This is a genomic window from Melittangium boletus DSM 14713, from assembly GCF_002305855.1.
Classification (GTDB): Bacteria; Myxococcota; Myxococcia; order Myxococcales; family Myxococcaceae; genus Cystobacter; species Cystobacter boletus.
Genome location: NZ_CP022163.1, coordinates 7,721,026 through 7,744,230, shown reverse-complemented (window position 1 = coordinate 7,744,230; position 23,205 = coordinate 7,721,026). Strand labels below are relative to the sequence as shown.

Genomic DNA, 23,205 nt, shown 5'->3' with positions numbered 1-23,205 from the left:
TCGTGCCGTCCGGGAGACATCCATCCCCGGGCGGCGCGGTGGTTCATGGCTCCGACAGACCCGAGGCGAGCAGCGCGAGCCGGGTGACGATCTGCTCCTCCGAGGGAGGAATGACCGCGCTGATCGAATGCAGGAGGCTGATGCGCAGGCCATTGCTCCGCAGCCAGGCCACCAACTCGTCGGCGTTGATGGGGTCGGGCCTGACGAGGAACTTCCGGGCGAGGGGCACCCGCGACAGGTACAGCGCCTCGAGTGAAGACAGATCGCCTTCCGGGCCGGCGTGGATGGGCTCGGTGTGTTTGAACCAGGGCTTGATGTCCTCCAGGAGCCATTGCACCCGGGTGCTCTTGAAACGCTCGAGCTTCAGGAACTCCTCCAGGTGGCCGCGCTCCAGGAGGATGCAATCATCGCCCGCGCACCACGCCTCGATGCTGAGGTGGTGGGCCAGGAGGCGATGCTGACGCCGGCAATACTCGCGATGGGGATCCATGGGCATGTGAGTGCGCTCGAGGGAGGCTGACGCTCGTCTTATACTCGGCACGATGAGCCGAGCGCGCACCGTGAGCCTGACCCTCGACGAATTCCTCCCCTACCGCCTCTCGGTCGCCGCGAATGTCGTCAGCCAACGAATCGCGCGCGTCTACGCGGAGCAATACGGCCTGAGCACGCAGGAGTGGCGGCTCATCGCGGTGCTCGGGGAAGACGGCGAGCGCACGCAGCTCGACCTCGTCAAGCGCACGCGGATGGAGAAGGTCCCGGTGAGCCGCGCCGCGCGCTCCCTCGAGGAGCGCGGTCTGGTCCGGCGCGCCACGAACGAGAGCGACGCACGCTCGCGCCGCTTGTCACTGACCGCCGCGGGCCGCCGCATCTACGAGCGCGTGGCCCCCGCTGCACTCGAGGCCGAGGCCGAGGTGCTCGCCGAACTCGAGCCGAGCGAGCGCGCGGTGTTGCGCTCGCTGCTCGAGCGTGTCGAGCGCACCACGATCCGCGCCCTGAAGCGCAACCCCTGAACCTTGTCAATTTGGTTTCATCTGTTACCATCCGGGGCGTCATGGATACGATCCGCCATCTCTCAGGATTCGGGAACGAGCACGCATCGGAGGCGATCGCTGGCGCGCTTCCGGTCGGCCAGAACACGCCGCAGCGCGTCGCGTTCGACCTCTACGCCGAACAGATCTCGGGCACGTCGTTCACCGCGCCGCGCGGTGAGAACCGGCGGACGTGGTTCTATCGACTGCGGCCGAGCGCGGCCCACCCGCCGTACCGGCGGACGGAGTCACGGGGGCTGAGCAGCGGGCCATTCAACGAGGTGCCCCCATCGCCCAACCGGCTGCGCTGGAATCCGCTGCCGCTGCCGACGGAGCCGACGACGTTCCTCGAGGGGCTGTTCACGCTGGGCGGCAATGGTTCGCCAGCCCTCGCCTCGGGCGCGGCGGTGCATCTCTACGTCGCGAACGCCTCGATGGTCGACACCGCGTTCTTCAACGCCGACGGCGAGTTCCTCATCGTCCCGCAGTCCGGGACGATCCGGATCGTGACCGAGCTGGGCGTCCTGGAGGTTCCGCCCGGCCACGTCGCGCTCGTCCCGCGCGGAGTGCGCATGCGCGTGGAGCTGCCCGGCGGGCCCGTGCGAGGCTACATCTGCGAGAACTACGGCGCGCCCTTCAGGCTGCCCGAGCTGGGACCCATCGGCTCCAATGGCCTCGCGAACCCGCGAGACTTCCTCGCGCCGGTGGCGAGCTACGAGGACATCGAGCGGCCGACGCGCGTCGTGCAGAAGTTCCAGGGCAACCTCTGGGAAACGACGCTCGACCACTCGCCGTTCGACGTGGTCGCGTGGCACGGCACGCACGTGCCGTACACCTATGACCTCGCGCGCTTCAACACCCTCAACACGGTGAGCTTCGATCACCCCGACCCGTCCATCTTCACGGTGCTGACATCGCCGAGCGAGACCCCAGGGACCGCGAACTGTGACTTCGTGATCTTCCCGCCTCGGTGGATGGTCGCGGAGCACACGTTCCGGCCGCCGTGGTTCCATCGCAACGTGATGAGCGAGTTGATGGGACTGGTCCACGGTGTCTACGACGCCAAGGCGGACCAGTTCGTGCCGGGCGGAGCATCACTCCACAACTGCATGAGCGCCCACGGCCCCGACCGGAAGACCTACGAGGCGGCGGTCGCCGCGGACCTCGCGCCGCGGAAGATCGATAACACGCTCGCGTTCATGTTCGAGACGCGCTGGGTCATCGCGCCGACGCGCGCGGCGATGGAGAGCCCGGCGCTGCAATCCGATTACGACGCCTGCTGGGCCGACCTCCGCAAGGCCCAGGTGCCCGCCAAGGAAGGAACCCCATCATGAAGCTCGCATCCCTGAACGTGGGGCGGGATGGCCGCCTCGTCGTCGTTTCGAAGGATCTCTCGCGGCAGGCGGACGCGTCGGCCGTCGTCCCGACCTTGCAGGCCGCGCTCGACGATTGGGAGCGCCACGCCCCGCCGTTGCGCGCGCTCGCGGAGCAGCTGGAGAGGGGTGCGCTCGCGGGCGAGCCATTCGATCCGGCGCGGTGTGCGGCGCCATTGCCTCGCGCCTACCAGTGGGCGGACGGCTCGGCGTACGTGAATCACGTCGAACTGGTGCGCAAGGCACGCAAGGCGGAGATGCCGGCGACGTTCTGGACCGATCCGTTGATGTACCAGGGGGGCTCCGACGGCTTCCTCGGCCCGCGCCAGCCCATCCCGCTCGCCGACGAGGCGTGGGGCTGCGACATGGAGGGCGAAGTCGTGGTCGTGACGAACGACGTGCCCCTCGGCGCCACGCGCGAGCAGGCGCTCGGGGCGATCGTGCTGGTCGGGCTCGTCAACGACGTGTCGCTGCGAAACCTGATTCCGGGGGAGCTGGCGAAGGGCTTCGGGTTCTTCCAGTCCAAGCCCGCCTCGGCGTTCTCACCGGTGTTCGTCACGCCCGACGAACTGGGAGCCGCGTGGCGTGAGGGCAAGCTGCACCGCCGCCTCGAGGTCTTCCTCGACGGCCAGCCCTTCGGGCGCGCGGACGCGGGGGTCGACATGACGTTCGACTTCGGCACGCTGATCGCCCACGCGGCCAAGACGCGGACGCTGTGCGCGGGGACGCTCATCGGCTCTGGCACGGTGTCGAACCGGGGAGCTGACGGGGGGCCCGGAAAAACAGTGGCCGAGGGCGGCGTGGGCTACTCGTGCCTCGCGGAGTTGCGCACGGTCGAGACGCTTCAGAGCGGCGCGCCCAAGACGCCGTTCCTGAAGCGTGGCAACCGGGTGCGCATCGAGATGCGGGACGAGGCCGGCACGATCTTCGGGGCCATCGACCAGGTGGTTGGAGACTGAGTCATCAGCGTGCTTCGGGCACGGTGCCCGGCACGTCCACCTTCTGGTGTCCGGTCATCGTCACCTCCGAACGAAAACGAACCTTGTAGAGGAGGAGGCCACCCGAGCCGGCGAGCTTCATCCGCGTGGGCTGCCACTCGCATGGGGTCTCCGCGTAGGTCAGGAAGTCCATCTGCAACTCCTTCAACATGGGGGGCATGTCGGACGGGGACATGCTCAGGGACAGCACCTTCCCGGTCCGCGCGTCCACCACCGCCTGTCCCTTCATCCGCTGCTTGTCCGCCTTCAAGGGGGCGAACCTCACGGTCAAGAGGTCCTCGCCCGAACCCGGTGCGGATTCGAAGTGGTAATCCGCCCTGGCTCGCGGATGGAACGGGGAAAGCCTCGCCTTGCCGTCCTCGTTCTTCGGCGGGTCCTTCGGCTCGGCCTTGAGCTGGCTGGGCAAGTCCCCCTCTTCCTTCTGGGAGAGCAGCTTGCGCGCGAACACCGTGGTTCCGGAACGGGTGACCTCGTAGCTGCGGGTCAGCCGCCCCTTCACCTTGCCGTCCTTGTCCAAGGACTCCGTGACCGAACTCTCCACGACGCGGCAAGCGGGGACGGCCAGTTTCCGCTCTTCCGCCTCGCCCAGGCGTTTGAGGAGATCATCCAGTGGCACGTCCGCGTGAGCGGAGACGCCGAGGAACAGGGGCAGGAGAGCAAGCGCGCGCATGGCGCGAACCTAGTCTCCGCCGCCTTCGAGTCGCAATAGAGTGGGCGAATCACCGCGCGAAGCGGAAGCTCTCGTTCGCCGTCCAAGCACACGGCCACTGGACCAGGAAACCACCGTCGTCCATGGAGCCGCCCGCGATGTCCAGGCATTGATTGCTGTGCTTCGCCTGAAGCGCGAAGTACCCGTTGCCGTAGGGGATCAGGCGGAACTTCTGGTTGTCGCCGCCATTGCAGGTGTGCTGGAGCACGTTCGTGCCGGCCGTCGTGGAAGATCCGGCCACGTCCATGCACTTGCCGCTGTGGCGTACGCGCAACGTGAAGTACTCGCCTCCCGCCGACTCGAGCATCCATCGCTCGTTGTCCACGCCCCGGTTCGAGAATTGGGTGAGCTTCACACCCTCACTGGTGCTTGCCCCGGGGACATCGATCACCTTTCCACTGTGCTGGACATGGACCGCCGTATGATCCGCGCCCGTCGGGTCGTTCTGGAAGGGAATGTTCTCCCCGACGGAAGACTTATCGCAGCCGTCCTTCCCACAGCCGCGCATGGAGCGCAGGTCACCCGTTTGTTCGATCGGATGACCGATCCCATCGAAGCAGCCCGAGCCCGTGCAGTTCATCCACGCGGGAGAGCCGCTGCCCCGGGTGAGCGGCACGAGGTTGTTCCAGGTATCCATGCGGTAGTCGTTGCCGCCGGGATTGCGGTAGTCCTCGAAGTAGAGGCAGCCGCCCGACCCGCCGGAGTCATGGTAGGAGCCGTGGGCGTTCTTCCCAACGTAGGCGACCGGATGCGTCCCCTCCACGGTCTCGTACGAACCGGCTTCCCGGCTGTACCATCCGCCGTGCTGGTAGAACGCGACCCGGCTCAACTGCCCATCCACGACCAGGACCGTCATGGACTCCCAGTCCGCGGCGTGAGAGCCCGCGCTGACGAAACACGTGCTCTGCCACGCATAGAAGTACCAATAGCGGATGAGCACCGTGTTCGTTCCGACCTGGGTCGCGAGGTAGTAGGCCGGCACCAGGTTGTTTCGAATCGTCGAATAGTCCTGGTTGCAGAGCGAAATGGGGGATGCGCCTTGCGCGCGTTGCGCGAAGTACGTGGCGGCGTCGCTCGGGAAGCACTTGCTCTGCTCACCGGAGCCCGTGGTGGTCTCCTGGTCGAAGCGAAGGCGGGGGGCATACCGCTTCGCCAGCGTGCTCAAATCAAACGACGGTCCCCCGTTGTTTGCTTGACAGAGATAGAGCTGCTTGTTGTCACAGTAGCGGCCCGAGCACCGGATGCCCGCGAGGTACAGGGACTCCGGAGCCACGAACTTCCCGCCACTCTCGTCCGAGACGGCCTCCGTCCAATAGCAGTTCGAGCGCACACCGCCGTTGTTGATCTGCGAACACCGGAGGGAAATGCTGTCGCAGTAGTCACCCGAGCAGCCAATGCCCGTCACGAAGCCATTGTTGGCGCACACCTGCTCGTTCGTGCCCTCCTCGGAAAAGGAGTCCGTCCACCAACTGTTCGTCTGCGTATATCCAGACTCCACGTTGAGCAGGCTCACGTCGTCGCAGTAGCGACCGCTGCAGCGCAGACCGTGCGTCAGGAAGGAGGGGCCAGTCACGAGCGCGGGCGCACCATCGGTGGTCCACGGCATCCAGTGCGGAGGATGCACCTCCGTATGGAAGTACGTGCCGCGCGCCTGAGTCTCGTCGCGGAAGCTGTCAGCGGCCTCCGCCACCAGGGTGAACGTGAGAAGGGAGGCGCCGACAAGGAAGCCTATGTTTTTGATCTTCATGGATCTCGGGGGGTTAGGCGTGTAGCGACAAACCATTCCAATTATTACTTTTTCTTCTTGATTTGCCCGATTAGCATGTTTCCTCGTGGAGAGTCAACCGCCGACGTCTCCACCCCTGGTACACCCCCCGCTTCCAGGCTAGGAATTGCCTTCGCGTCGCGAAAGGAAACGAAACATGTCGGCACAGTATGACCAGATTGGAGACAAGGTCGCGAACTGGGATGTGTTACCCGTGCGCTCCGAGTACATGGAGGGATACACCCTCTTCAAGGCACTGGGCACCGTGAAGGGGAAGAGTGTCCTCGACGTGGCCTGTGGCGACGGGCTGTACACGCGGCAGTTCAAGGAGCGTGGCGCCACACGGGTGGTGGGCGTGGACATCTCGGAGGAGATGATTCGCAATGCCCGGCGGCAGGAAGAGGCTCAACCGCTGGGCCTCGCGTACCACGTGTCCGATGTCGCCGACATGCCCTTGCTGGGCGCCTTCGACATCGTGACGGCCGTCTACCTGCTGCACTATGCGAGCTCGCCCGAGCACATGCTCCGGATGTGCCGGAACATCCATGCCCAACTGAAGCCGGGGGGCAGCTTCGTCACCTACGCGTTCAATCCCGAGTTCAGCGCGAAGGGCCCCAACAGCACCCGTTATGGAATCACGATGCTGGATTTCCCGGAGGTCCCCCGCGAGGGACAGACGATCTCCGCGGAGTTGCACACGAAGAGCCCCTTCACCATCCACTTCTCCTACTGGAGCCGGAGCACGCACGAGCAGGCGCTTCGCGCGGCGGGATTCCACACCCTCACCTGGTCGCGCCCCGAATGCTCCCCGGAAGGGCTCACGAAGTACGGCCATGCGTTCTGGCGGGATTACATCGACAACCCGCATGCGGTGGCCCTGCGCTGCGAGCGATGATCCACACCAATCCGGTTGCAAATCAGGAGCGGTTCGTCTACAGAACCGATTGCGACTTGAAATCGGTTCGAGCCGTCATGTCTTGAGGACTTCGCGATGACCCTGAAGCTCTATGCGCACCCGTTTTCGTCGTACTGCCAGAAGGTGTTGATCGCGCTCTACGAGAACGCCCTCCCCTTCGAGCTGCGCAAGCTCGACAATGCCCAGGCGGCGGAGGAACTCGCGGCGCTCTGGCCGCTCAAGCGCTTTCCCGTTCTGGTGGACGAGGATCGCACGGTGATGGAGGCGAGCATCATCATCGAGCACTTGCAGCTGTATCACCCGGGTCCGGTCCGGCTGATTCCCGAGGACCCACGCGCGGCCCTCGAGGTGCGGACCCTGGACCGCTTCTTCGACAACTACGTGTCCACGCCGCAGCAGAAGATCGTCTTCAACCAGATTCGGCCCGAGGCCCATCGCGACCCCCATGGCGTGGCGGAAGCACGGGCGATGCTCGACACGGCGTATGGCTGGCTCGACGGCGTCATGGCGAGCCGCGAATGGGCGGCTGGCACGACCTTCAGCCTCGCGGACTGCGCCGCCGCGCCGTTCCTGTTCTATGCGGACTGGACGCATGCGATCGACGCGCGGTTCGCCAACGTCCGCGCGTATCGCCAGCGGCTGCTGGCACGGCCGTCGTTCGCGCGCGCCGTCGACGAGGCACGGCCCTATCGCGCCTTCTTTCCGCTGGGCGCGCCGGATCGCGACTAGGGACAAGACGTCCAATCTCTCCTATATCTTGTTTTCCTCGTTTTATCTGGATTTCTCGCAAGACCCTGGAAAATAATCTCCCTCATCCAAACGTGGGAGGCATTCCAGTGAAGCCAGCGAGAAAGAGTGCGTGGAAGACTTGGAGCGGTCGGCTCCTCGTGGTGTCGTGGCTAGGTGCCAGTGTGGGCTGTGGCGCGCCAGCCGATATGGCCTCCGCGGAGGAGTTGCTTTCGGCGAGACAGGCCGCCGGGACGACCTATGAAGCGGAGTCCGCGGCGCTGTCGGGCGGCGCCGTCCTCGCGAAAGATCACTCCGGCTATTCCGGCTCCGGCTTCGTGGGAGGCTTCACGGATGGGAACCGGGGCAATGCCGCCGTCCAGTTCACGGTCAGTGCATCCGCCGCGGGCAGCTATGATGCGGCGCTGCGCTACGCCAACGGCACGGGCAGCGCGCAGACCCTGAGCCTCTACGTCGACAACGTGAAGGTGAAGCAGATCTCCCTCGGCGCGACCGCCAATTGGGACAGCTGGGGCACGAGGACCGACACGCTCAACCTGAGCGCGGGCAATCACACCCTGCGCTACAAGTTCGACGCGACCGACTCGGGCAACGTCAACCTGGACAACCTCTCCCTGAGTCAACAAGCCACCCCTCCGCCTCCGGGTTCGGGCCCCCTTTATGAAGCGGAGTCCGCGGCGTTGACGGGCGGCACCGCCATCGCGACCGACCACACCGGCTATTCTGGCACCGGTTTCGTGGGAGGCTTCACGGATGGGAACCGGGGCAATGCCGCCGTCCAGTTCACCATCCATGCGTCCGCCACGGCCAACTATGACGTGGCCCTGCGCTACGCCAATGGCTCGGGCGTCACACAAACCCTGAGCCTCTATGTCGATGGCGCGAAGATGTCGCAGCTCATCCTCGCCACGACCCCCAACTGGGACAGCTGGGGCACGAAGACCGACACGCTCAGCTTGAGCGCCGGGACGCACACCCTGCGCTACAAGTACGACACGACCGACTCGGGCAACGTCAACCTGGACAGCATCACCGTGAGTGCGCCCATCACGCCTCCGCCCCCTCCGCCGCCACCTCCCGCGGGCTACATCTATGAGGCGGAGGAACAGTTCTTCTCCGGGGGGGTTGTCAAGGACGGCACCTCCCTGCGGAACTTCGCCACCCCCGGTGCGAGGGTCATCTTCACGGTCAACTCGGAATCCGCGACGGCCCAGGACGTGAGTCTCGTCTACCTCAACAACTCGGGGAGCAACAAGACCCTGAATGTCTATGTCAATGGCCTGTATGCCTTGACCACGACCCTGGCCAGCAGCGGCTCCACGGCCTGGGTGGCGAAGACGGAGAGCCTGAACCTGCGCCGGGGGCTCAACACCATCTCCTATCAGTATGACAATGGGAACACCGGGGGCGTCACCCTCGACTCCCTCGTCCTCCCGAAGGGCAAGGCCCTGGCCGCCCGTGGCGCCACCCTGCCCTACCTGGAGCTGGAAGCCGAAGCGGGCACGACCAATGCCCAGGTGCTGACCCCCAACCGGACCCCCGGAACGGTGGAGGCCGAGTCCTCGGGCCGCCGGGCCGTCAAGCTGACGGCGACGGGCCACTTCGTGCAATGGACCGCGCCCGAGGCGGCCAACTCGCTCGTCGTCCGCTACAGCATGCCGGACGCGCCAGCCGGAGGCGGAATCAACGCGACGCTGAGCCTGTACGTCAACGGAACGAAGCTCCAGCCCCTGAACCTGACCTCCCGGCATGCCTGGGTCTACGGAGGGTATCCCTACGGCGACAGCCCGAACACGCCGCCCAAGCCGAACGAGTGGGACCCGGGTCCGCATCGCGCCTATGACGAGGCCCGCTTCCTGCTGCCGTCCATTCCGGCGGGTGCCACCGTCAAGCTCCAGAAGGACAGCGGAGACACCGCCGCCTACTACACCATCGATCTGATCAACCTCGAGCAGGTGGACGCGGCCCTGACCATGCCCGCGAACTTCGTGAGCATCACGTCCTTCGGAGCCATCGCGAACGACAACGCGGACGATACCCAGGCGATCCGCGGCGCCATCAACAACGCGAAGTCCACCGGCAGGGCGGGAGTCTGGATTCCCTCGGGCGTCTTCAACATGAGGGAGTTCATCGACCTGGAGAACATCCACCTGCGCGGCGCGGGCCCCTGGTACACGCGCATCCAGGCCACCCAGGGCGTGGGCTTCCGCGCCGGGGGGAGCAACATCAAGGTGCTCGACCTGGCGTTCTTCGGCGATACCGTCGAGCGCCATGACGACCCGGATCGCTCGGCGTTCGAAGGCGTCTTCGGCACGGGCTCTCTCATCCAGAACGTCTGGATCGAGCACGTGAAGGTCGGCATGTGGCTGAATCCGGGAACGGATGGCCTGTACATCGTCAATGGCCGCGTGCGGAACACCTACGCGGATGGCATCAACATCTTCGGCGGCGTCAAGAACACGATGGTCAGCCACTTCAACATCCGCAACTCAGGCGATGACGCCTTCGCCATGTGGTCCAGTGGCTCCATCAACGAGAACTGCACGTTCCGCTATGACACCGCGCAGATGCCCAATCTCGCCAACACCTTCGCCATCTACAATGGCAAGGACAACAAGATCCTGGACAGCGTGGGAGCGGATACGAACTACGCCTCCTCGGGCGTCCTCATCACCGACTGGTTCGCGGACCTGCCCTTCCTGGGCACCACGGAGGTCAAGCGCGTGACCCTGAATCGGACCGGTGGAGAACAGCAGACGAACTGGCACATGAACGCCGGGGCCGTGTGGCTCCATGCGACGCGGCGGGAGATCTCGGGGCACATCCTCATCGACGGGGTGGAGCTCAACGACAGCACCTTCTCGGCCGTCAAGTTCAGCTGGGGTCATGGCCCGTACCCGCAGGCGCCCACACCCGCCGTGAACTACTCCCCCATCTCTCCGGTGACCCTGAACAACGTCACCATCAAGGGCGCGGGCGCCTACGGTCTGGAGACCTTCAACGTGCCTGGGACGGCCACCTGCACCAACGTCACCGTGACGGGCGCGGCCCAGGGTGGGCTCCACAACCCCAACAACCGGTACACCTTCAACAAGGTCTCGGGGAACAGCGGCTGGTAGTGACGTCATCCCCGGGAAGGCCGATGGGCGGAGCGCTCACGGCCTTCCCACGGGAGCCATCCCTCAGATGGACGGCACCTCGGCGGGAATCTCCGCCTGGGGACAGTTGTCATCAAGCGCTTCAGGTTAGAGCAGCTTCGCCATGATCTCCTGCTCGCGCTGCTCGAGCTTGATCGAGGCGAGCGTCCAGTCGATGAGCTCGTCGGCGACCGACACATCGAGACCGAAGGCAGTAGCGGCCTCTTTCACCGACGCGCGCTCCTCGTTCGCGATCTCGCCGTCGGCACACGCCACCTCGACGATCATGCGCAGGAGGGCGGCGCGCATCTCACGGATTTCGATCTTGCCGACAATGTCGGTGAGGCGGCTGGGCTTCTGGAATTCCTGCTCGATGAGCGCGGAGACGCGCGCGTCTTGGGGCGACAAGCCGATGCCGACCACCATGTCATCGAGATGCTGACGCTCGTCCTCGGTGACGCGGCCGTCGCTCGCCGCCACGTTGGCCATGGCCTGAACGAACGCCATCAACTGTTCCTCGGGATACTCGCGCGTCATGTCGTCTCCTTGGCGAGCGGCAGGCGGCTGGCCGTGGCTCGCGGCAGATGAGGGGCCGGGTTGCTCGGCATGGCAGCATATCCGCGGGGACACGGCCAATGCCGCAGCCGATTCAACCGGCGAGCGCCACCGAGGACTCCGGCCCGTCATGCGCCGTCACGGCGAACATCGCCGCCATCAAGTCCGACTGCGTCACGATGCCCACCAGCCGGCCGTCGGCATCCACCACCGGCAGATGGTGCAGCCCGGTATCGGCCATCATCGGCACCAGCTGCGCGATGTGCATCTCCGGCGTCGCCGTGCGCACCCGCGTGCTCATGATGTCTTCCACCACGCCCTTGGGCGTCCGGCCCGAACCACCGATCGCCCGCAGCCGCCAGCCCAAGCCGGAGCCCACCGCCGCGGTGCCCCAGTCGGCCTTATCGAGCAGGTCAGTCTGGGTGACGATACCCACCACGCGCCGGTCGCTGTCGATCACCGGCAGTGCCTTCACGTGATGCTCGCGCATACGACGCAGCGCCGCCTTGAGGCGGGTCTTGGTGCCGACCGTCGCGACATCGCGTGACATCACCTCGGCACACGTCACCCCGCCCGAGCGGCGGTCATAGGCGCGGATCTCGGCGCGGTGCAGGAGCTCCTCGAGCTCGTCCGTCGCGACAGGGACCACCCGGTCGTACTGCTTCAGCACGGCGCCGAGGTCTTCCTTGGTGATACCGAGCCGCGCGCTGGGCAGAGGATCGACGGTGCGGTGCGGATTGGGGGCCGGCGGCGTCGCCAGATGTGGGTAGCGTCGCCCGGTCAGGTTGTTGAACACCAACGCCACCGTGAGCAGCAGCAGCGAATTGACCCCCACCGGCCAGATGACGAAACCATAGCCCGCCGCGTGGATCACCGGGCCGCCCAGCACCGCGGTCAGCGCCACCGCCCCGCTGGGCGGATGCAGGCACCCAAGCACCATCATCGCCGCGATCGCCAGCCCCACGGCCAGCGCGGCCGCCACCATCGGATCGTCGATCCACCGTGCGCAGGTGACTCCGATCAGTGCCGCGACCGTGTTGCCCCCCAGGATCGACCAGGGCTGAGCCAACGGACTCGTCGGCACCGCGAACAGCAGCACCGCCGACGCTCCCATGGGCGCGATCAGCGACGGCAGCGCGCTCGAATCGCCCAGCGCCAGCCCGGACACCACGCCCGTCATCAGGATCCCAATCAGGGCTCCGCTCGCAGCGCGCAGCCGTTCTCCCAGGCTGACGGGCGCCAACCCAGGCACGAAGCTCTTGATCAAGGACATGACGCTGGACATGGCCCGCGCATGTACCAGCTTGGCTCATGCCCGCCAACGACCAAGCAGGAGCGGTCGCTCACCCAACCTCGCGATCGCCGGATGCCTGCTTTCGCTACCCCGGACCACATGGTTTGGACCCCAAGCAGTAGGATGGGAATCGGAACCGTCCCTTGGCTCTCGTCGGATGGAAGCGGGAGTTCCTTGCCCCCCGCCTCCGGCCTGGAGGCGCGTGATGACTACTGGCAGGCGATGGCCGTGGACGTCTCCGTGCTCTGGAGGCTGGAGACGCACGGCGTGTTGCAGTAGTCGCAGGTGGGGTACCCGTTGTTGATACAGAGCTGCACGCATGACAACTGGCCCTGATTGGACGGCCGACAGGCCGGGGCGCACGGCGTGTTGCAGTAGTCGCAGGTGGGGTACCCGTTGTTGATACAGAGCTGCACGCATGACAACTGGCCCTGATTGGACGGCCGACAGGTCGGGGCACAGGGCGTGTTGCAGTAATCGCAGCTGGGATATCCGTTGAGTATACAGACCTGCGTGCATGACAACGGGCCCTGGTCGGCCGGCCGACAAGTCGGGGCACAGGGCGTGTTGCAGTAGTCGCAGCTGGGATATCCGTTGAGGACACAGTGCTGCGTACATGACAACGAGCCCAGGTCAGACGGCCGACATGTCGGGGCCGATGCCACGGAAGCGACGGATGGGTCGCTGACGCTGGACGTCGTGTCCTGGGCCTGAGCAAGGGGAAGGACGACAAGGAAGACGGCGGCCCAGAAAAAGTGTCCAAGACCTCGAGGCAGACGCATTGACGGCTCCATACACCCCAGAGGACATCCCTGGCGGCGGTCGCGGAGCTTATCAATTCATCTCGCCTGCCGGACATCCAGGAACGAGTTCCCCGGCGGCTACGGAACCTTCTTTCCTCGCCCTCCAATCGCCCCAGACGCGGCGGCCCGCACGATGCGGCGGAAGGTGGGACATTCCATGTGGCCCGGTGCGGGGCAGGCAGCGGCGTGCCGTAGGCCGTCGCGCATGGCGCTCAGTTCGCGGATCGTCCTGTCCAGCTGCTCCGCCTTGGCCACGAGCATCCTCCGGTCGATGCACGGCCGCCCATCCGGCGCGAACATCCGCGCGATCTCATCGAGAGAGAAGCCGGCGGCGCGGCCCAGTGCGATCAGCGCCAGCCGTTCCAGCACGCCGGGCTCGAACAGGCGACGCAGCCCACGCCTGCCAGTGGAGGCAATCAACCCTTTTTCCTCGTAGAACCGCAGCGTCGACGCGGGAACGCCGGATTGCCGCGCCACTTCGGCGATGTCCAGGTGTCTCACCCTCTTGACCTCAAGTCGACTTGAACTGGCACAATCAGTGTCTACTCCTCGAGGACAAGCAAAGGAAAACGACCATGGAAGTCAAGCACCAGACCGATAACGGGCAGGCCGCGCTTTGGAACGGCCGCTCTGGACGCGCCTGGGTCGATGCACAAGAGGTACTCGACCAGATGCTCAAGCCGTTCGAAGACCTGCTGGTCGAAGCAGTCCGCGCCGGGCCCGGGCACCGCGTGCTCGACGTGGGCTGTGGTACGGGCAGCACCACGCTCGCCGTCGCGCGGCGACTCGGCGCGAAGGGCCATTGCATGGGCGTCGACGTTTCGGAGCCGATGCTCGCCGTCGCACGGGCACGCGCCAAACGGGAAGAGACGACCGTGAGCTTCCTCCGGGCCGACGTGCAGCGTCACGCCTTCGAGCCCGCGAGCTTCGACACGATCATTTCGCGCTTCGGCGTCATGTTCTTCGACAACCCGGTCCAGGCGTTCGCGAACTTGCGGCGCGCCGCGAGGGACGGCGCCGAACTCCGGTGCATCGTCTGGCGGAGTACCGCGGATAATCCGTTCATGACGACAGCCGAGCGCGCCGCGGCACCGCTGCTGCCAAACATGCCCGCCCGCCAGCCAGACGCGCCGGGACCGTTCTCCCTCGCGGACCGGCATCGGGTCGCTTCCATCCTGGAAGAGAGCGGCTGGGCCGAGATCGACGTCCAGCCGCTCGATGTTGACTGCACCCTGCCCGAGAACGAGCTGGTCGGCTACCTCACCCGGATCGGTCCTGTCGGTCTGAGCCTGCAAGAGGCGGACGAGCGGACGCGCAAGAAAGTCATCGACACTGTCCGTACTGCCTTTGAGCCCTATGTGCATGGCGCCGAGGTTCGCTATACCGCTGCCTGCTGGATGGTCAGCGCCCGAGCGCCGCTGATGGGCTTGCCCCGATAACGTGGCGCTCCCGCACTCGCGAACCACATAAAGCGTGGGAGCTCCACTATGGATATCGGGACGCATGAAACCGGCCCCGTCCCGGGTATTCTCCGACATCATGTGCCTTCGCCGCCGCGCCCGAAGGAGAGACCCATGCTCGTTGATACGGGGAAACGCCTCCCCTGGACGTTCACCGGACAGACCGTGTCGACGGCCTTCAGCCTGCCCCTGGAGGAGATTCTAACCCGGGAGCTGAAGGTCACATACGAGGCCGGGCGGGAGTCCCTCTTCCGCCCGGTGCTCCCGGCACTGGAGGATCCCGCCCTCCAGCGCCATGGCCACACGGACTACGTGAACCTCGGCCTGGAGATCTCCCGGGACTATGTGCTGGGCGGGCTCGGCAAGGGCCGATGGGTGCTCATCGAGCTCGTGCTCCGGGAGCGCTCGAACGAGCTCCAGGGCTACCTGCTGGAGATGGTGGACGTCCAGGACGCGAGCACCCGCCCCGAGTGGCTGGCGGAGTACCGCCGCCAGAAGAAGGCCCGGCGCTGACGGCGCTCACCCTCGGTAGAGGGGGCCTCCATCCATTTAATCCTCATGGCTGCTCACACCGGCCGACGATGGCTGTGCGGGCAGCAGCAGTGCGTCCCGGACTTCTGCTGGCGGGTTCGCACTGAGCGCCAGATAGATCTCGAACCACGCCAGATATGAGCGCCAGGCGGGATCACGCTGGTCGATGAGGGAGCGTTGCGCCTGGCCCAGACGCTTGGGCACGTCGAAAGGAACCTGCGTGTTCCCATCCGAGTGCAACTGCGCCGCGAACCAAAGCACGTCGAGCTGACCGGCATCGACCGGTGCGTGGGTGCGATCAACCAGGGTGTCGGCATGCTCGATCGCCTTGCCCAACCAGCGGGCCGCCTGCGCCGTGTCCCGGCGATCCACGGCATTCTCGGCAAGTCGCATCTCCGCCAGCGTCACCGCGCGGATGTCCTCATCTCGATCCGACTCGGCGAACCGTTCCAGGAACAGCGTACGCCGCAGTTCGAGTGCGTGGGCGGCGGCGTCCAGGTGCCCGAGTCTGGTCTCCGCATTGGCGCGCAGTCCCGCGGCGATGATGCGGTAGGAGCGCTGAATGTGCTGGGGTGTGGCGTGTGCCCCATTCAGCGTGGCTTGCACGGCTGGGGTCGCCAGGTCGCGCTCAACTCTGTCCAGGTCCTCCAACGCCCGCTGGGGTTCACCCGCCCCCAGCGCCGCGGCGCAGCGGGCCAGCCGCACCACCAACCGGTTGCGCAGACCCTCCACGTCGCTGGGGCCCGTTTCCACGGTGGGCAGTTCGCGATCGTAGAGCGCCAACGCACGCTCGAATCGGCCCGCGGCGAGGTTGTAGAGCGCCGCGCGATCCAGTGCCAGGGTGACGAACCTGGCCAGCTTCGGTGTGGCGTCCACGATGGCCAAGGCCTGATCCGCCGCCTGTGCTGACTCTTCCTCGCGGCCGACATGCAAGAGCGCCCGGGCGCGAGCAAGGGACACCGCCAGCCCCGCCGCGTTGTCCACGTAGGGCAACTTGTCCCGTTGCTCGAGGTAGCCCAGGGCGATGTGGAAGTTGCCCACCTGGGTGTGCAACAGCCCCAACGCGCCGAGGATCATCGCTCGGTAGCGGACGTTGTTGCGCACCAGATCCAAGGCGATCAAATAGTGCCGGTTGGCGCGCTCAGCGGCGGAAGGAGCGTGGCCGCGGAGGAAGTCCTCGTGATGAATGGCCGCATAGAGGGCATGCGCCGCGCGCTGGTTCTTGAGTTCTTGCCACGAGGTGCGCAGCTCCTTCACGGCCGCCGCCACCGCCTGGGCGTGGGCGCGGTCATCCAGCTTGGGCAACTGGCGCGCCGTGAGGTAGGCCTTCACGAAGTGCGCGAGCGGCCTGGCCCTGCTCGCGGAGGTGGTGGTGACTTCCTTTTCCACCACCTCGGGGCTGACGCCGGCACGCAAACGCAGGCTCATGGATTCGACAGCACTTTCCAGTGAGCCAGTCCGTTGAGTCACGAGGTCGAAGTCGGCACGGGCGTCGTCCAGGCGCTGCTTCCCCAACCGGCGGTAGGCGCGCCCCATCATCGCGCGGCGAAACAACCGCTCGGCCCGGCGGTGTTCCTCGGTGCCGGCAGGGGCGTCGTCGACGTAGACCGTCGCCAACGCCTCCAGCACGCCGTCGGCGCCGAGACCCGCCGCACGCTCGACGGCGTCTTGCACCAGTGCACGCCGGCGAAGGGGATCTTTTTGCTGATGGTAGAACGAGATCAATGCATCCCGGACGGGGCGAGGGGGACGCTCGTCGTGCAATGCGTTGACGTGCCGGCCCAGTTCCAAGGCGAACGCGTAGGCCGAGCCAGCCGGTGCCGATGCGAGTGCCTGGGCCATGGCGGCATCCGCTTCGTGGTGGGGACGTCCCCGGTAGAGGGCGCGGACGGCGGCGCGAGCGAAGTCGAGCTGGTCGTCATCATGAAACACTTTGTTCATGGAGAGCCGGCGGCCGGCTTCGACCAGGGCCTCCCGATCATCGAGCTTGCGGTACAGCGCGTCCGCTTGTTCGAAGTAGGCTTCCAGCACCGCGCGCGGCGTGGTGTCGGTCACCTGGGCGGCCTCCAGTTCCTGACGCGCCCGCGTGAAGTCGCCGGCCGCATCCGCCAGCTCACTGCGCACCACGTGTTGAAAGACGGCGGAGGGCGGGCTGGGAGCGGTGGCGGGATCCAACGCGGCCATGCGTTGCCGTTCGCCGTCGCTCAGCGCGTCCACCATGCGGCCGCGTTCGCGTTCCTTCATGGCGCGCCGGTGGTCGATGAGGAGTTGCAGCGGCTCTGCCAGTCCCGCGGTGGCTGGATCGTTCACCGAACGCATGTGGCGGGCGTAGAACTCCGCCGCATCGAAGTCCTCGAAAGCCAGGAGAAGCAGGCTCAGGCGCATCATCAGCAGACGACGGAGTTTGGGCCGGGCTTCGCGCAGGAGGCGTTGGCGGTAGAGCAGGAGTTGATCCGCGCGCTTACCGGCCATTCCCAATTCTTCGTTGAGACGAGGAACGTCCCAGTTGCTGGGAACCTGACCATCCAGTGGCAGCTGATACACATCCAGCGATTGATCGCGCGAACAGGTGGCGATGAGTGACGCGGCCGCGGGCGCTGGGTACTCGCAACTCCAGGACTCACTGGTGAGTTGGTCCGGACTGGAGACGCTGGCCAACTCGGGCGCGTCCTCGCGCTCAGCGGCGAAAGGCACCCGGAACAGCACTCCGCTGTCGCTCGCGTCGATGACCCCGTCCTCATTGGAGTCGGTGAAGAACTGCACCACGTACAGGGAGCGCCCATCGAGCGCGAACACGGGCTGTCCGGTTTGTCCCGGAAGATCGAGCGCCAGCGGTATGGGGACGGCGCCGGGGCGATCCAACCGAAATGCCTCCAGATGGGGCGAGGCGCGCGCGGCGAATCCGGGGCCCACCTGCTGCACGGACCGCTCGATCGGGACGTACACCAGCCAGCGCCCATCGGGCGAGATGGTGGGACTGGTCAGGTTCCGATCGAGCAGCGGACCCACGCTCAACTCGCGCGCCACCGTGACCCGCGACAATCGCAAATCGCCCTGGATGGTCGCCCGGCTCACCAGCGCGACATGCGAGGCATCGATCCATTCCGCCTGGAGCGCGCTGGTTTCTTCCTCGAGGCAGCGGCGGCCTTCCGCACCGGGCAACTCCCGCACACACAGCTGACCGCCGGCCTGATTTCGGAACGAAATGTAGAGCAGGTGTTTGCCGTCGGGACTGACCCGTGGCCAGGTCACGTCGGCGCCTTCGTCGAAGAGGCGGCGCTCGCGACCCTGCTCCAGATCCTGGACGTAGATTTCGGTCGCGATGTTGCGGTTGGACACGAAGATCAGCGTGTTTCCATCGGGCGCCAACTGCCCCAGGAATTGATCTCCCACGCCCACGGTGAGCCGGGAGGGCGTGCGCAAGCCTCCGCCGTTCTCATCGTCCTGCGCCCAGGCGCTGCCCGCGAGGAGAACGGCCAGGACCATGAAATACCGGCCACGGGGCGTCAGCACTTCTTTTCCCCCCAGGTGCCGTCATCGGATTCAACCCAGCCGCCGCAGATCACTCCCTCCGCATGCACCTGTTGCCAACTCCGGCGCACCGACTCTTCGGGCACACCGGGGCGGATCGTCCGCATCCACTTCCACAGCTGCAACCGGGCCCGGTTCACCCGTTCCACCAGGGCGACGTCATCGGCCGACAAGCGCCCGGCCCGGCAGCGGCTCCGGGTGTCCACCAGCAACCCGTCTCGCCCTTCCCCCACGCAGTGGCGCCGCAGCAGCTCGTCGACACGGTCCGCCTGCGTCTTGCCGAGGTTCTCGACCAATGGCGTGGGTTGGATGCCCAACTCCTCCAGCTGGTTGGGGGTGAGTGGCACCGGCGTCGGGCTCATGCCCGCACGAGCGAGACGCTGTTCCACGTCCTTGAACGATCCCGAGGCCTGTTCCTCGAGCGCCGTCGCGCGATCGACCATGACGATCTCCGGAGCGCGGATGCACCCGGGAAAGGCGAAGGCGGCGAGAAGCAGCAACCCGCGGCGTTTCATGGCGAGGCCTCCGGAGGGGACAAGGAGTTGATGACACGGTCGACGATGGGCCCCATGGGGATGCCCCGGATCTCGTCGATGCTGAGCAGCCTGGCCAGGCCGCCCAGGGTGATGCGCAGGCGACCGAAACCGTGGTTGAAGCTCACCCGCACGTTCTCCGGGTAGCCCACCGCCAACGCGTAGCGGACGCGGTTGGTGGCGGGATCGGTGTGGTGCGGATCCTCGAGATCAAGCAAGTCGAGCAGGTGGCGGTTGCCAATGCGCAGGATCTCCGCGCGTCCGTTGACGCTGCGATCCTTGCCGGAGATGACCACGGCGGCATTTCCGTCAAAGGGCTCGCCCCGGGACGATTTCACGCCGGTCGCCCGCACGTGTGCCTCCAGGGTGGAGTGCTTTCCCTGCCAGTCCAACACACACTGTCCGGTGATACGCCCACCGCGGACGCCCATCTCCAGCTGACTCAAGGAAACCATGTTCTGGTTGATGGACAGGTTTCCGGCCAGGGGCGCGATGGAAATGAGCGGCGTGGTGATGCGGCCCACCGACATGAATCCGTTGCGCGAGAGCAAGGGGTGTTGGTCGGCGAAACGAAGCATCGAGTACGGGTTCACGTCGATGTCGTTCAGCAGCCGCACCCGGCCTTGGGTGAACTCCACGTTCTCGGTCAGCGGCACGTTGCCATCGAGCATTTCGAGCGCGATCCCCGATTCGGGCAGCCGCAGGTTCACGTTCTGGAGGACAAGGTCAGAAAGGGTTCGGAAAACCACCAGGTTGGGCGAAGCCACCCGGAAATCGACCGTGACCTTGCCGCTGCTTTCGATGAGGCCGGGCTGCGCGAGTTTGGACAAGTCCTGCTCCAGCTCACCCCGGGCCGCCAGGCGGCGCTGGCCGTCGCCGAGTTCGAGCCGGCCTTTGACTTTCAGCTGGGTACTTGTCCCCGCATGGGTCAGTCGCAGGTCGGGGATGTGAATGACGCCATGGGGCTCACGACGAGCGGAGAACGACCATTCCAGGTCCTGAACCGGATAGGGCAGCGCTGGCTTCTGTTCGAGGGAGCGGACCTTCAAGAGTTGTTTCAGTTCGATTTCGTCCGCGTCCCACTTCTCGGTGAAGGTGGCGGTGGTGTCGCTGGACACGCCGGTGAATGACAGCCGACGATTACTCATGCCCACGGCGAGTTTTTCCACCGTCAGGGTGCTGTGGACGATTCGCCGTGGCCCATCGGATTGTGACTCGACCTGCCAATGCAACGCGGGGAGGTTGATCGACTGGCCTTCCTGTCTCCAGCGGATGCCGCGCGCGTCCACCACCGCCTTTCCCTCGAAGCTGGCGGTACGCGAAGGAGCCGGGGCCAGCCTCGGGGTTCCATCAGCGGCGATGTCCGTGATCACGCCGAGCAGAGTGCCATGCAGCTCGACGTTCAGCGCGAGCCGCGAGGGATCCAGTTCCGCGGGCACCCGAGCCTTGGCCAGGAGAGGTGACAGCGCACCGATGGACGGAAGGTCTCCCGTGACATCACAGCGAAGGGCGCGGGCTTTTCGGTCGAACGCCAGTGCGGCATCGAGAGCGATCTTCAGCCCCTCATGGCTGGTGAGCCCCAGCCGGAGGGACGGCTTGCGGCGATCAAGGTCGAGCGTCAGGGTCTGGTGCTGAGGACCCACGTCGTTCTCACCTGCGCGCAGCCCTTCGATTCGAAGATCCAGTTCGCCCTTGTGCCGCCAGGAATCTCCCTGCGAACGCATCACGACGGCGATGTCGCTGGCCGACAGGTCGTCCCATCCCGGCCGCTGCAGGCGCAGCTCCGTTCGGTGCTCCAACCGTGGCGAGGAGGAAAAGAGCGCCGTCAATCTGCCCGTGGAGGCCAGGTTCACGGCCAAGTGATTCCAGGGAACGCGTGCGGCGACCGACTCGGGGATGAAAGGCCGAGCGGCGACGAGGTCCGGGGTCTGGACGGCCAAGGTGTACGCCACATCGTCGGTTCCCTTGGTGGCATCCATCGACGCGTGCATCGTGCCCACGTCGAATTCCAGACGGGCGCGAGCCCGGCTCAGCCTCGGCTCGTCCAACCGAGGGAACACCTCCGACGCGTTGAGCTTCACATGCACGGGGCCCTTCAGCACCTCGCGACCATCCGCCGTGCTCACCTGGAGCACCCCCACGGGCACGTCCGCTTTCAGCGCGAAGGGTGGCTCACCCGCCAGGGGGGCATGGAGATGAAATCCCAGACGTTCAGCCGTCGCACGGATCCCGGATGCACGGACGTCCAATGCATCCACCGTTCCGAACAGGGCAGCATCCCCCGCGACCTTGAGGGGTGATGAGAGGTCTGGCCGCAGCTGGTGACCCTTCAGTTCGCCGTGAGCCTTCGGAACACGAAGCGTGGTGGGCCCCCTGACCTCAAGCCCCTGGAGCGCGAACGCGAGTTGAGCGGCCAGCCCCTTTTGGGGATCAGGGGTTGCCACCAAGGAGATGCGTCCACCGCCGAGCGCCACCCGAAAATCGTCTTGAACGAGCTGGAGCTCCGCGATGTCGACGTCCAGCCCGAGTTTGCCTTGGGCTCCCAGCTGCGGCATGGCGCTGAGCGTGACCTCTCGGGCATCCAGATGCGCTTTGCCGCGCTCGATTGAGAACGGGCGCCAATCAGCGGGGACCCGTTGCAGCAGCCGTCCGAGATCGAGATCCACCCAGGCCCGCGTCACGACTGGCGGAACATCCGCTGCATCCGGAAGCACCAACTGGGCTTGCACTTCGGCGCTGTCGGTCAGTTGGGTACGGTCCAGCTCGATGGCGATGTGCCGCTCCTCGGCATCGAACTTCGCGGAGGCCGTGCCGTGCAGCAGTGTGCGGAGCGTGAACCGCGGATCGAAAGTCTGCCGCGTGACATCGAGGTCCACCCGCGCGCGAGCGGCCGACGCCCCAACCTCCGCCGAAAGGGTCAGTTCCAGCTGGGCCAGGGCCGGCGGAATGGCCGCGCCTTCACGGCTCAACTCCAGTGGAAGCGGCGTACCGGTCTGGCCCATGGTCGCGAAGACCGTCCATCCCTCGTCCTGATGCTTCGCTTCGACCGCGGCTGCGAACCCACGCAAGGACCAGCGCTCGAGCACTTCACCGTTCCGAACGCGGACATAAGTCAACGACACGCCCGACACTTCGACCTTCCCGACGGGAGGCGCGGAGGCCAGGAGGGCGGCGACCTGCCGAGAGGCTCCGAGTGGCGCTTCAACGGGCGGCGGCTCTGGGGCTCGCGGCTCCATCAATCCAGTGAGCGACGTGGGCCCTGCATCATCGGCCACCAGGGTAAAGGCCACGTCCCGCACCGCCACCCGCTCAACCCGGGTGGTCCCGCGCAGCAGGGATCCGGGCGACCATTGCGCCTCCAGGGTACCGATGCGCAGCAGCTCGGGCGCGACGCCTTGAAACGGCGACGGAGTACGCACCACCAGCCCTTCCAGTCGCAAACCCGAGAACACGGCGAGCTGGGCTGTTTGGTAGTCGAGCCGCAGGCCCGTGGCCGCTTCCACCCTGGAGACGATGCGCTGTTTCAGCCAGGGGCGGTCGAGGAGGTGCAGAGCAACCACCGCCGTGACCAGCACCAGCGCGAGGGTCGCAACGAGAATCAGGAGCGCGCCTGCGATGATTCGAGCCAACCGCTGGCGAGGTCGTCCAGCTCCGGGGGAGTCCATGATGTTCGGTCGGGAGCGAGCGGTCACCGTCGTCCTACCATGCGGCGGAATCAGGTTTCAATCGCCGGAACCCAGCGGACTCGGTCCCCGAAAACTCCTGTTCCCTGGAAACGGACAAAAAGAAAACCCCGGCGCGCCTCATGACGCCTGGGGGCTCTTT

At 66.1% G+C, this 23,205-nt stretch carries 17 protein-coding genes; 8 read left to right on the top strand and 9 right to left on the bottom strand.

What is annotated here, in order from left to right:
• Positions 1 to 43: 43 nt before the first annotated feature.
• Positions 44 to 496, bottom strand: a complete 453-nt coding sequence (locus MEBOL_RS32135; protein ID WP_095981016.1) for a hypothetical protein — start codon at positions 494 to 496, stop codon at positions 44 to 46.
• 64 nt (positions 497 to 560) lie between these two features.
• Here MEBOL_RS32135 and MEBOL_RS32130 point away from each other — a divergent pair, with 64 nt between their 5' ends.
• Genes MEBOL_RS32130 through MEBOL_RS32120 form a run of 3 tightly spaced genes read left to right on the top strand, consistent with a single transcriptional unit; the run spans position 561 to position 3,360 of the window.
• On the top strand, positions 561 to 1,010 hold the full coding sequence (locus MEBOL_RS32130) for a MarR family winged helix-turn-helix transcriptional regulator (protein WP_245919011.1): 450 nt from the start codon (positions 561 to 563) through the stop codon (positions 1,008 to 1,010).
• 41 nt (positions 1,011 to 1,051) lie between these two features.
• Positions 1,052 to 2,362, top strand: a complete 1,311-nt coding sequence (gene hmgA, locus MEBOL_RS32125; RefSeq protein ID WP_095981014.1) for a homogentisate 1,2-dioxygenase — start codon at positions 1,052 to 1,054, stop codon at positions 2,360 to 2,362.
• Positions 2,359 to 3,360 carry a fumarylacetoacetate hydrolase family protein gene (locus tag MEBOL_RS32120; protein ID WP_095981013.1) on the top strand — a complete coding sequence of 334 codons (1,002 nt, stop codon included), beginning with the start codon at positions 2,359 to 2,361 and terminating at the stop codon, positions 3,358 to 3,360. Before hmgA ends, MEBOL_RS32120 begins: the two co-directional genes overlap by 4 nt.
• A 4-nt stretch (positions 3,361 to 3,364) precedes the next feature.
• Here MEBOL_RS32120 and MEBOL_RS32115 read toward each other — a convergent pair whose 3' ends face one another.
• Both MEBOL_RS32115 and MEBOL_RS32110 read right to left on the bottom strand, forming a co-directional pair.
• Positions 3,365 to 4,069 (bottom strand): hypothetical protein, encoded by a 705-nt coding sequence (locus MEBOL_RS32115; protein ID WP_095981012.1) that lies wholly within the window; start codon positions 4,067 to 4,069, stop codon positions 3,365 to 3,367.
• Between the two features lie 49 nt (positions 4,070 to 4,118).
• Positions 4,119 to 5,855 carry an RICIN domain-containing protein gene (locus MEBOL_RS32110; protein WP_095981011.1) on the bottom strand — a complete coding sequence of 579 codons (1,737 nt, stop codon included), beginning with the start codon at positions 5,853 to 5,855 and terminating at the stop codon, positions 4,119 to 4,121.
• Between the two features lie 175 nt (positions 5,856 to 6,030).
• On the opposite strand from MEBOL_RS32110, the gene MEBOL_RS32105 reads away from it, so the two are divergent.
• The 3 genes from MEBOL_RS32105 (at position 6,031) to MEBOL_RS32095 (ending at position 10,655) form a co-directional block, all read left to right on the top strand.
• Positions 6,031 to 6,768, top strand: a complete 738-nt coding sequence (locus tag MEBOL_RS32105; RefSeq protein ID WP_095981010.1) for a class I SAM-dependent methyltransferase — start codon at positions 6,031 to 6,033, stop codon at positions 6,766 to 6,768.
• A gap of 96 nt (positions 6,769 to 6,864) precedes the next feature.
• Positions 6,865 to 7,518 (top strand): glutathione S-transferase family protein, encoded by a 654-nt coding sequence (locus MEBOL_RS32100; protein ID WP_095981009.1) that lies wholly within the window; start codon positions 6,865 to 6,867, stop codon positions 7,516 to 7,518.
• 206 nt (positions 7,519 to 7,724) lie between these two features.
• The gene (locus MEBOL_RS32095) at positions 7,725 to 10,655 is read left to right on the top strand and encodes a carbohydrate-binding protein (RefSeq protein ID WP_095981008.1); all 2,931 of its coding nucleotides are present in this window, start codon (positions 7,725 to 7,727) and stop codon (positions 10,653 to 10,655) included.
• A gap of 126 nt (positions 10,656 to 10,781) precedes the next feature.
• Here the strand turns inward: MEBOL_RS32095 and MEBOL_RS32090 are convergent, their stop codons facing one another.
• The 3 genes from MEBOL_RS32090 to MEBOL_RS32080 all read right to left on the bottom strand — a co-directional run bounded on the left by MEBOL_RS32090 (position 10,782) and on the right by MEBOL_RS32080 (position 13,826).
• The gene (locus MEBOL_RS32090) at positions 10,782 to 11,360 is read right to left on the bottom strand and encodes a DUF533 domain-containing protein (protein ID WP_095981007.1); all 579 of its coding nucleotides are present in this window, start codon (positions 11,358 to 11,360) and stop codon (positions 10,782 to 10,784) included.
• Positions 11,323 to 12,501 carry an HPP family protein gene (locus MEBOL_RS32085; protein ID WP_095983128.1) on the bottom strand — a complete coding sequence of 393 codons (1,179 nt, stop codon included), beginning with the start codon at positions 12,499 to 12,501 and terminating at the stop codon, positions 11,323 to 11,325. Before MEBOL_RS32085 ends, MEBOL_RS32090 begins: the two co-directional genes overlap by 38 nt.
• Before the next feature lie 902 nt (positions 12,502 to 13,403).
• A complete protein-coding gene (locus tag MEBOL_RS32080; protein ID WP_095981006.1) occupies positions 13,404 to 13,826 on the bottom strand; it encodes a helix-turn-helix domain-containing protein in 423 nt (140 codons plus the stop codon).
• Between the two features lie 74 nt (positions 13,827 to 13,900).
• Here MEBOL_RS32080 and MEBOL_RS32075 point away from each other — a divergent pair, with 74 nt between their 5' ends.
• Positions 13,901 to 14,764 carry a class I SAM-dependent methyltransferase gene (locus MEBOL_RS32075; protein WP_095981005.1) on the top strand — a complete coding sequence of 288 codons (864 nt, stop codon included), beginning with the start codon at positions 13,901 to 13,903 and terminating at the stop codon, positions 14,762 to 14,764.
• 135 nt (positions 14,765 to 14,899) lie between these two features.
• Positions 14,900 to 15,298: a hypothetical protein gene (locus tag MEBOL_RS32070; protein WP_095981004.1), complete on the top strand. Its 399-nt coding sequence runs from the start codon at positions 14,900 to 14,902 to the stop codon at positions 15,296 to 15,298.
• Positions 15,299 to 15,334: 36 nt separating this feature from the next.
• Here the strand turns inward: MEBOL_RS32070 and MEBOL_RS32065 are convergent, their stop codons facing one another.
• From MEBOL_RS32065 to MEBOL_RS32055, 3 genes are read right to left on the bottom strand one after another with little or no spacing between them, the layout of a single operon-like run.
• On the bottom strand, positions 15,335 to 18,829 hold the full coding sequence (locus MEBOL_RS32065; protein ID WP_095981003.1) for a TolB-like translocation protein: 3,495 nt from the start codon (positions 18,827 to 18,829) through the stop codon (positions 15,335 to 15,337).
• Positions 18,823 to 19,362, bottom strand: a complete 540-nt coding sequence (locus MEBOL_RS32060; RefSeq protein WP_095981002.1) for a YdbL family probable chaperone protein — start codon at positions 19,360 to 19,362, stop codon at positions 18,823 to 18,825. Before MEBOL_RS32060 ends, MEBOL_RS32065 begins: the two co-directional genes overlap by 7 nt.
• A complete protein-coding gene (locus MEBOL_RS32055; protein ID WP_095981001.1) occupies positions 19,359 to 23,045 on the bottom strand; it encodes a translocation/assembly module TamB domain-containing protein in 3,687 nt (1,228 codons plus the stop codon). Before MEBOL_RS32055 ends, MEBOL_RS32060 begins: the two co-directional genes overlap by 4 nt.
• Between the last annotated feature and the right edge of the window lie 160 nt (positions 23,046 to 23,205).

What these genes read in the sequence shown, in the direction of transcription:
- MEBOL_RS32060 (WP_095981002.1), bottom strand. Translation starts at nt 19,362, where the DNA reads ATGAAACGCCGCGGGTTGCTGCTTCTCGCCGCCTTCGCCTTTCCCGGG.
- MEBOL_RS32100 (WP_095981009.1), top strand. Translation starts at nt 6,865, where the DNA reads ATGACCCTGAAGCTCTATGCGCACCCGTTTTCGTCGTACTGCCAGAAG.
- MEBOL_RS32090 (WP_095981007.1), bottom strand. Translation starts at nt 11,360, where the DNA reads ATGACGGGCCGGAGTCCTCGGTGGCGCTCGCCGGTTGAATCGGCTGCG.
- MEBOL_RS32115 (WP_095981012.1), bottom strand. Translation starts at nt 4,069, where the DNA reads ATGCGCGCGCTTGCTCTCCTGCCCCTGTTCCTCGGCGTCTCCGCTCAC.
- MEBOL_RS32105 (WP_095981010.1), top strand. Translation starts at nt 6,031, where the DNA reads ATGTCGGCACAGTATGACCAGATTGGAGACAAGGTCGCGAACTGGGAT.
- hmgA (WP_095981014.1), top strand. Translation starts at nt 1,052, where the DNA reads ATGGATACGATCCGCCATCTCTCAGGATTCGGGAACGAGCACGCATCG.
- MEBOL_RS32085 (WP_095983128.1), bottom strand. Translation starts at nt 12,501, where the DNA reads ATGTCCTTGATCAAGAGCTTCGTGCCTGGGTTGGCGCCCGTCAGCCTG.
- MEBOL_RS32055 (WP_095981001.1), bottom strand. Translation starts at nt 23,045, where the DNA reads ATGGACTCCCCCGGAGCTGGACGACCTCGCCAGCGGTTGGCTCGAATC.
- MEBOL_RS32070 (WP_095981004.1), top strand. Translation starts at nt 14,900, where the DNA reads ATGCTCGTTGATACGGGGAAACGCCTCCCCTGGACGTTCACCGGACAG.
- MEBOL_RS32120 (WP_095981013.1), top strand. Translation starts at nt 2,359, where the DNA reads ATGAAGCTCGCATCCCTGAACGTGGGGCGGGATGGCCGCCTCGTCGTC.
- MEBOL_RS32135 (WP_095981016.1), bottom strand. Translation starts at nt 496, where the DNA reads ATGCCCATGGATCCCCATCGCGAGTATTGCCGGCGTCAGCATCGCCTC.
- MEBOL_RS32110 (WP_095981011.1), bottom strand. Translation starts at nt 5,855, where the DNA reads ATGAAGATCAAAAACATAGGCTTCCTTGTCGGCGCCTCCCTTCTCACG.
- MEBOL_RS32095 (WP_095981008.1), top strand. Translation starts at nt 7,725, where the DNA reads ATGGCCTCCGCGGAGGAGTTGCTTTCGGCGAGACAGGCCGCCGGGACG.
- MEBOL_RS32075 (WP_095981005.1), top strand. Translation starts at nt 13,901, where the DNA reads ATGGAAGTCAAGCACCAGACCGATAACGGGCAGGCCGCGCTTTGGAAC.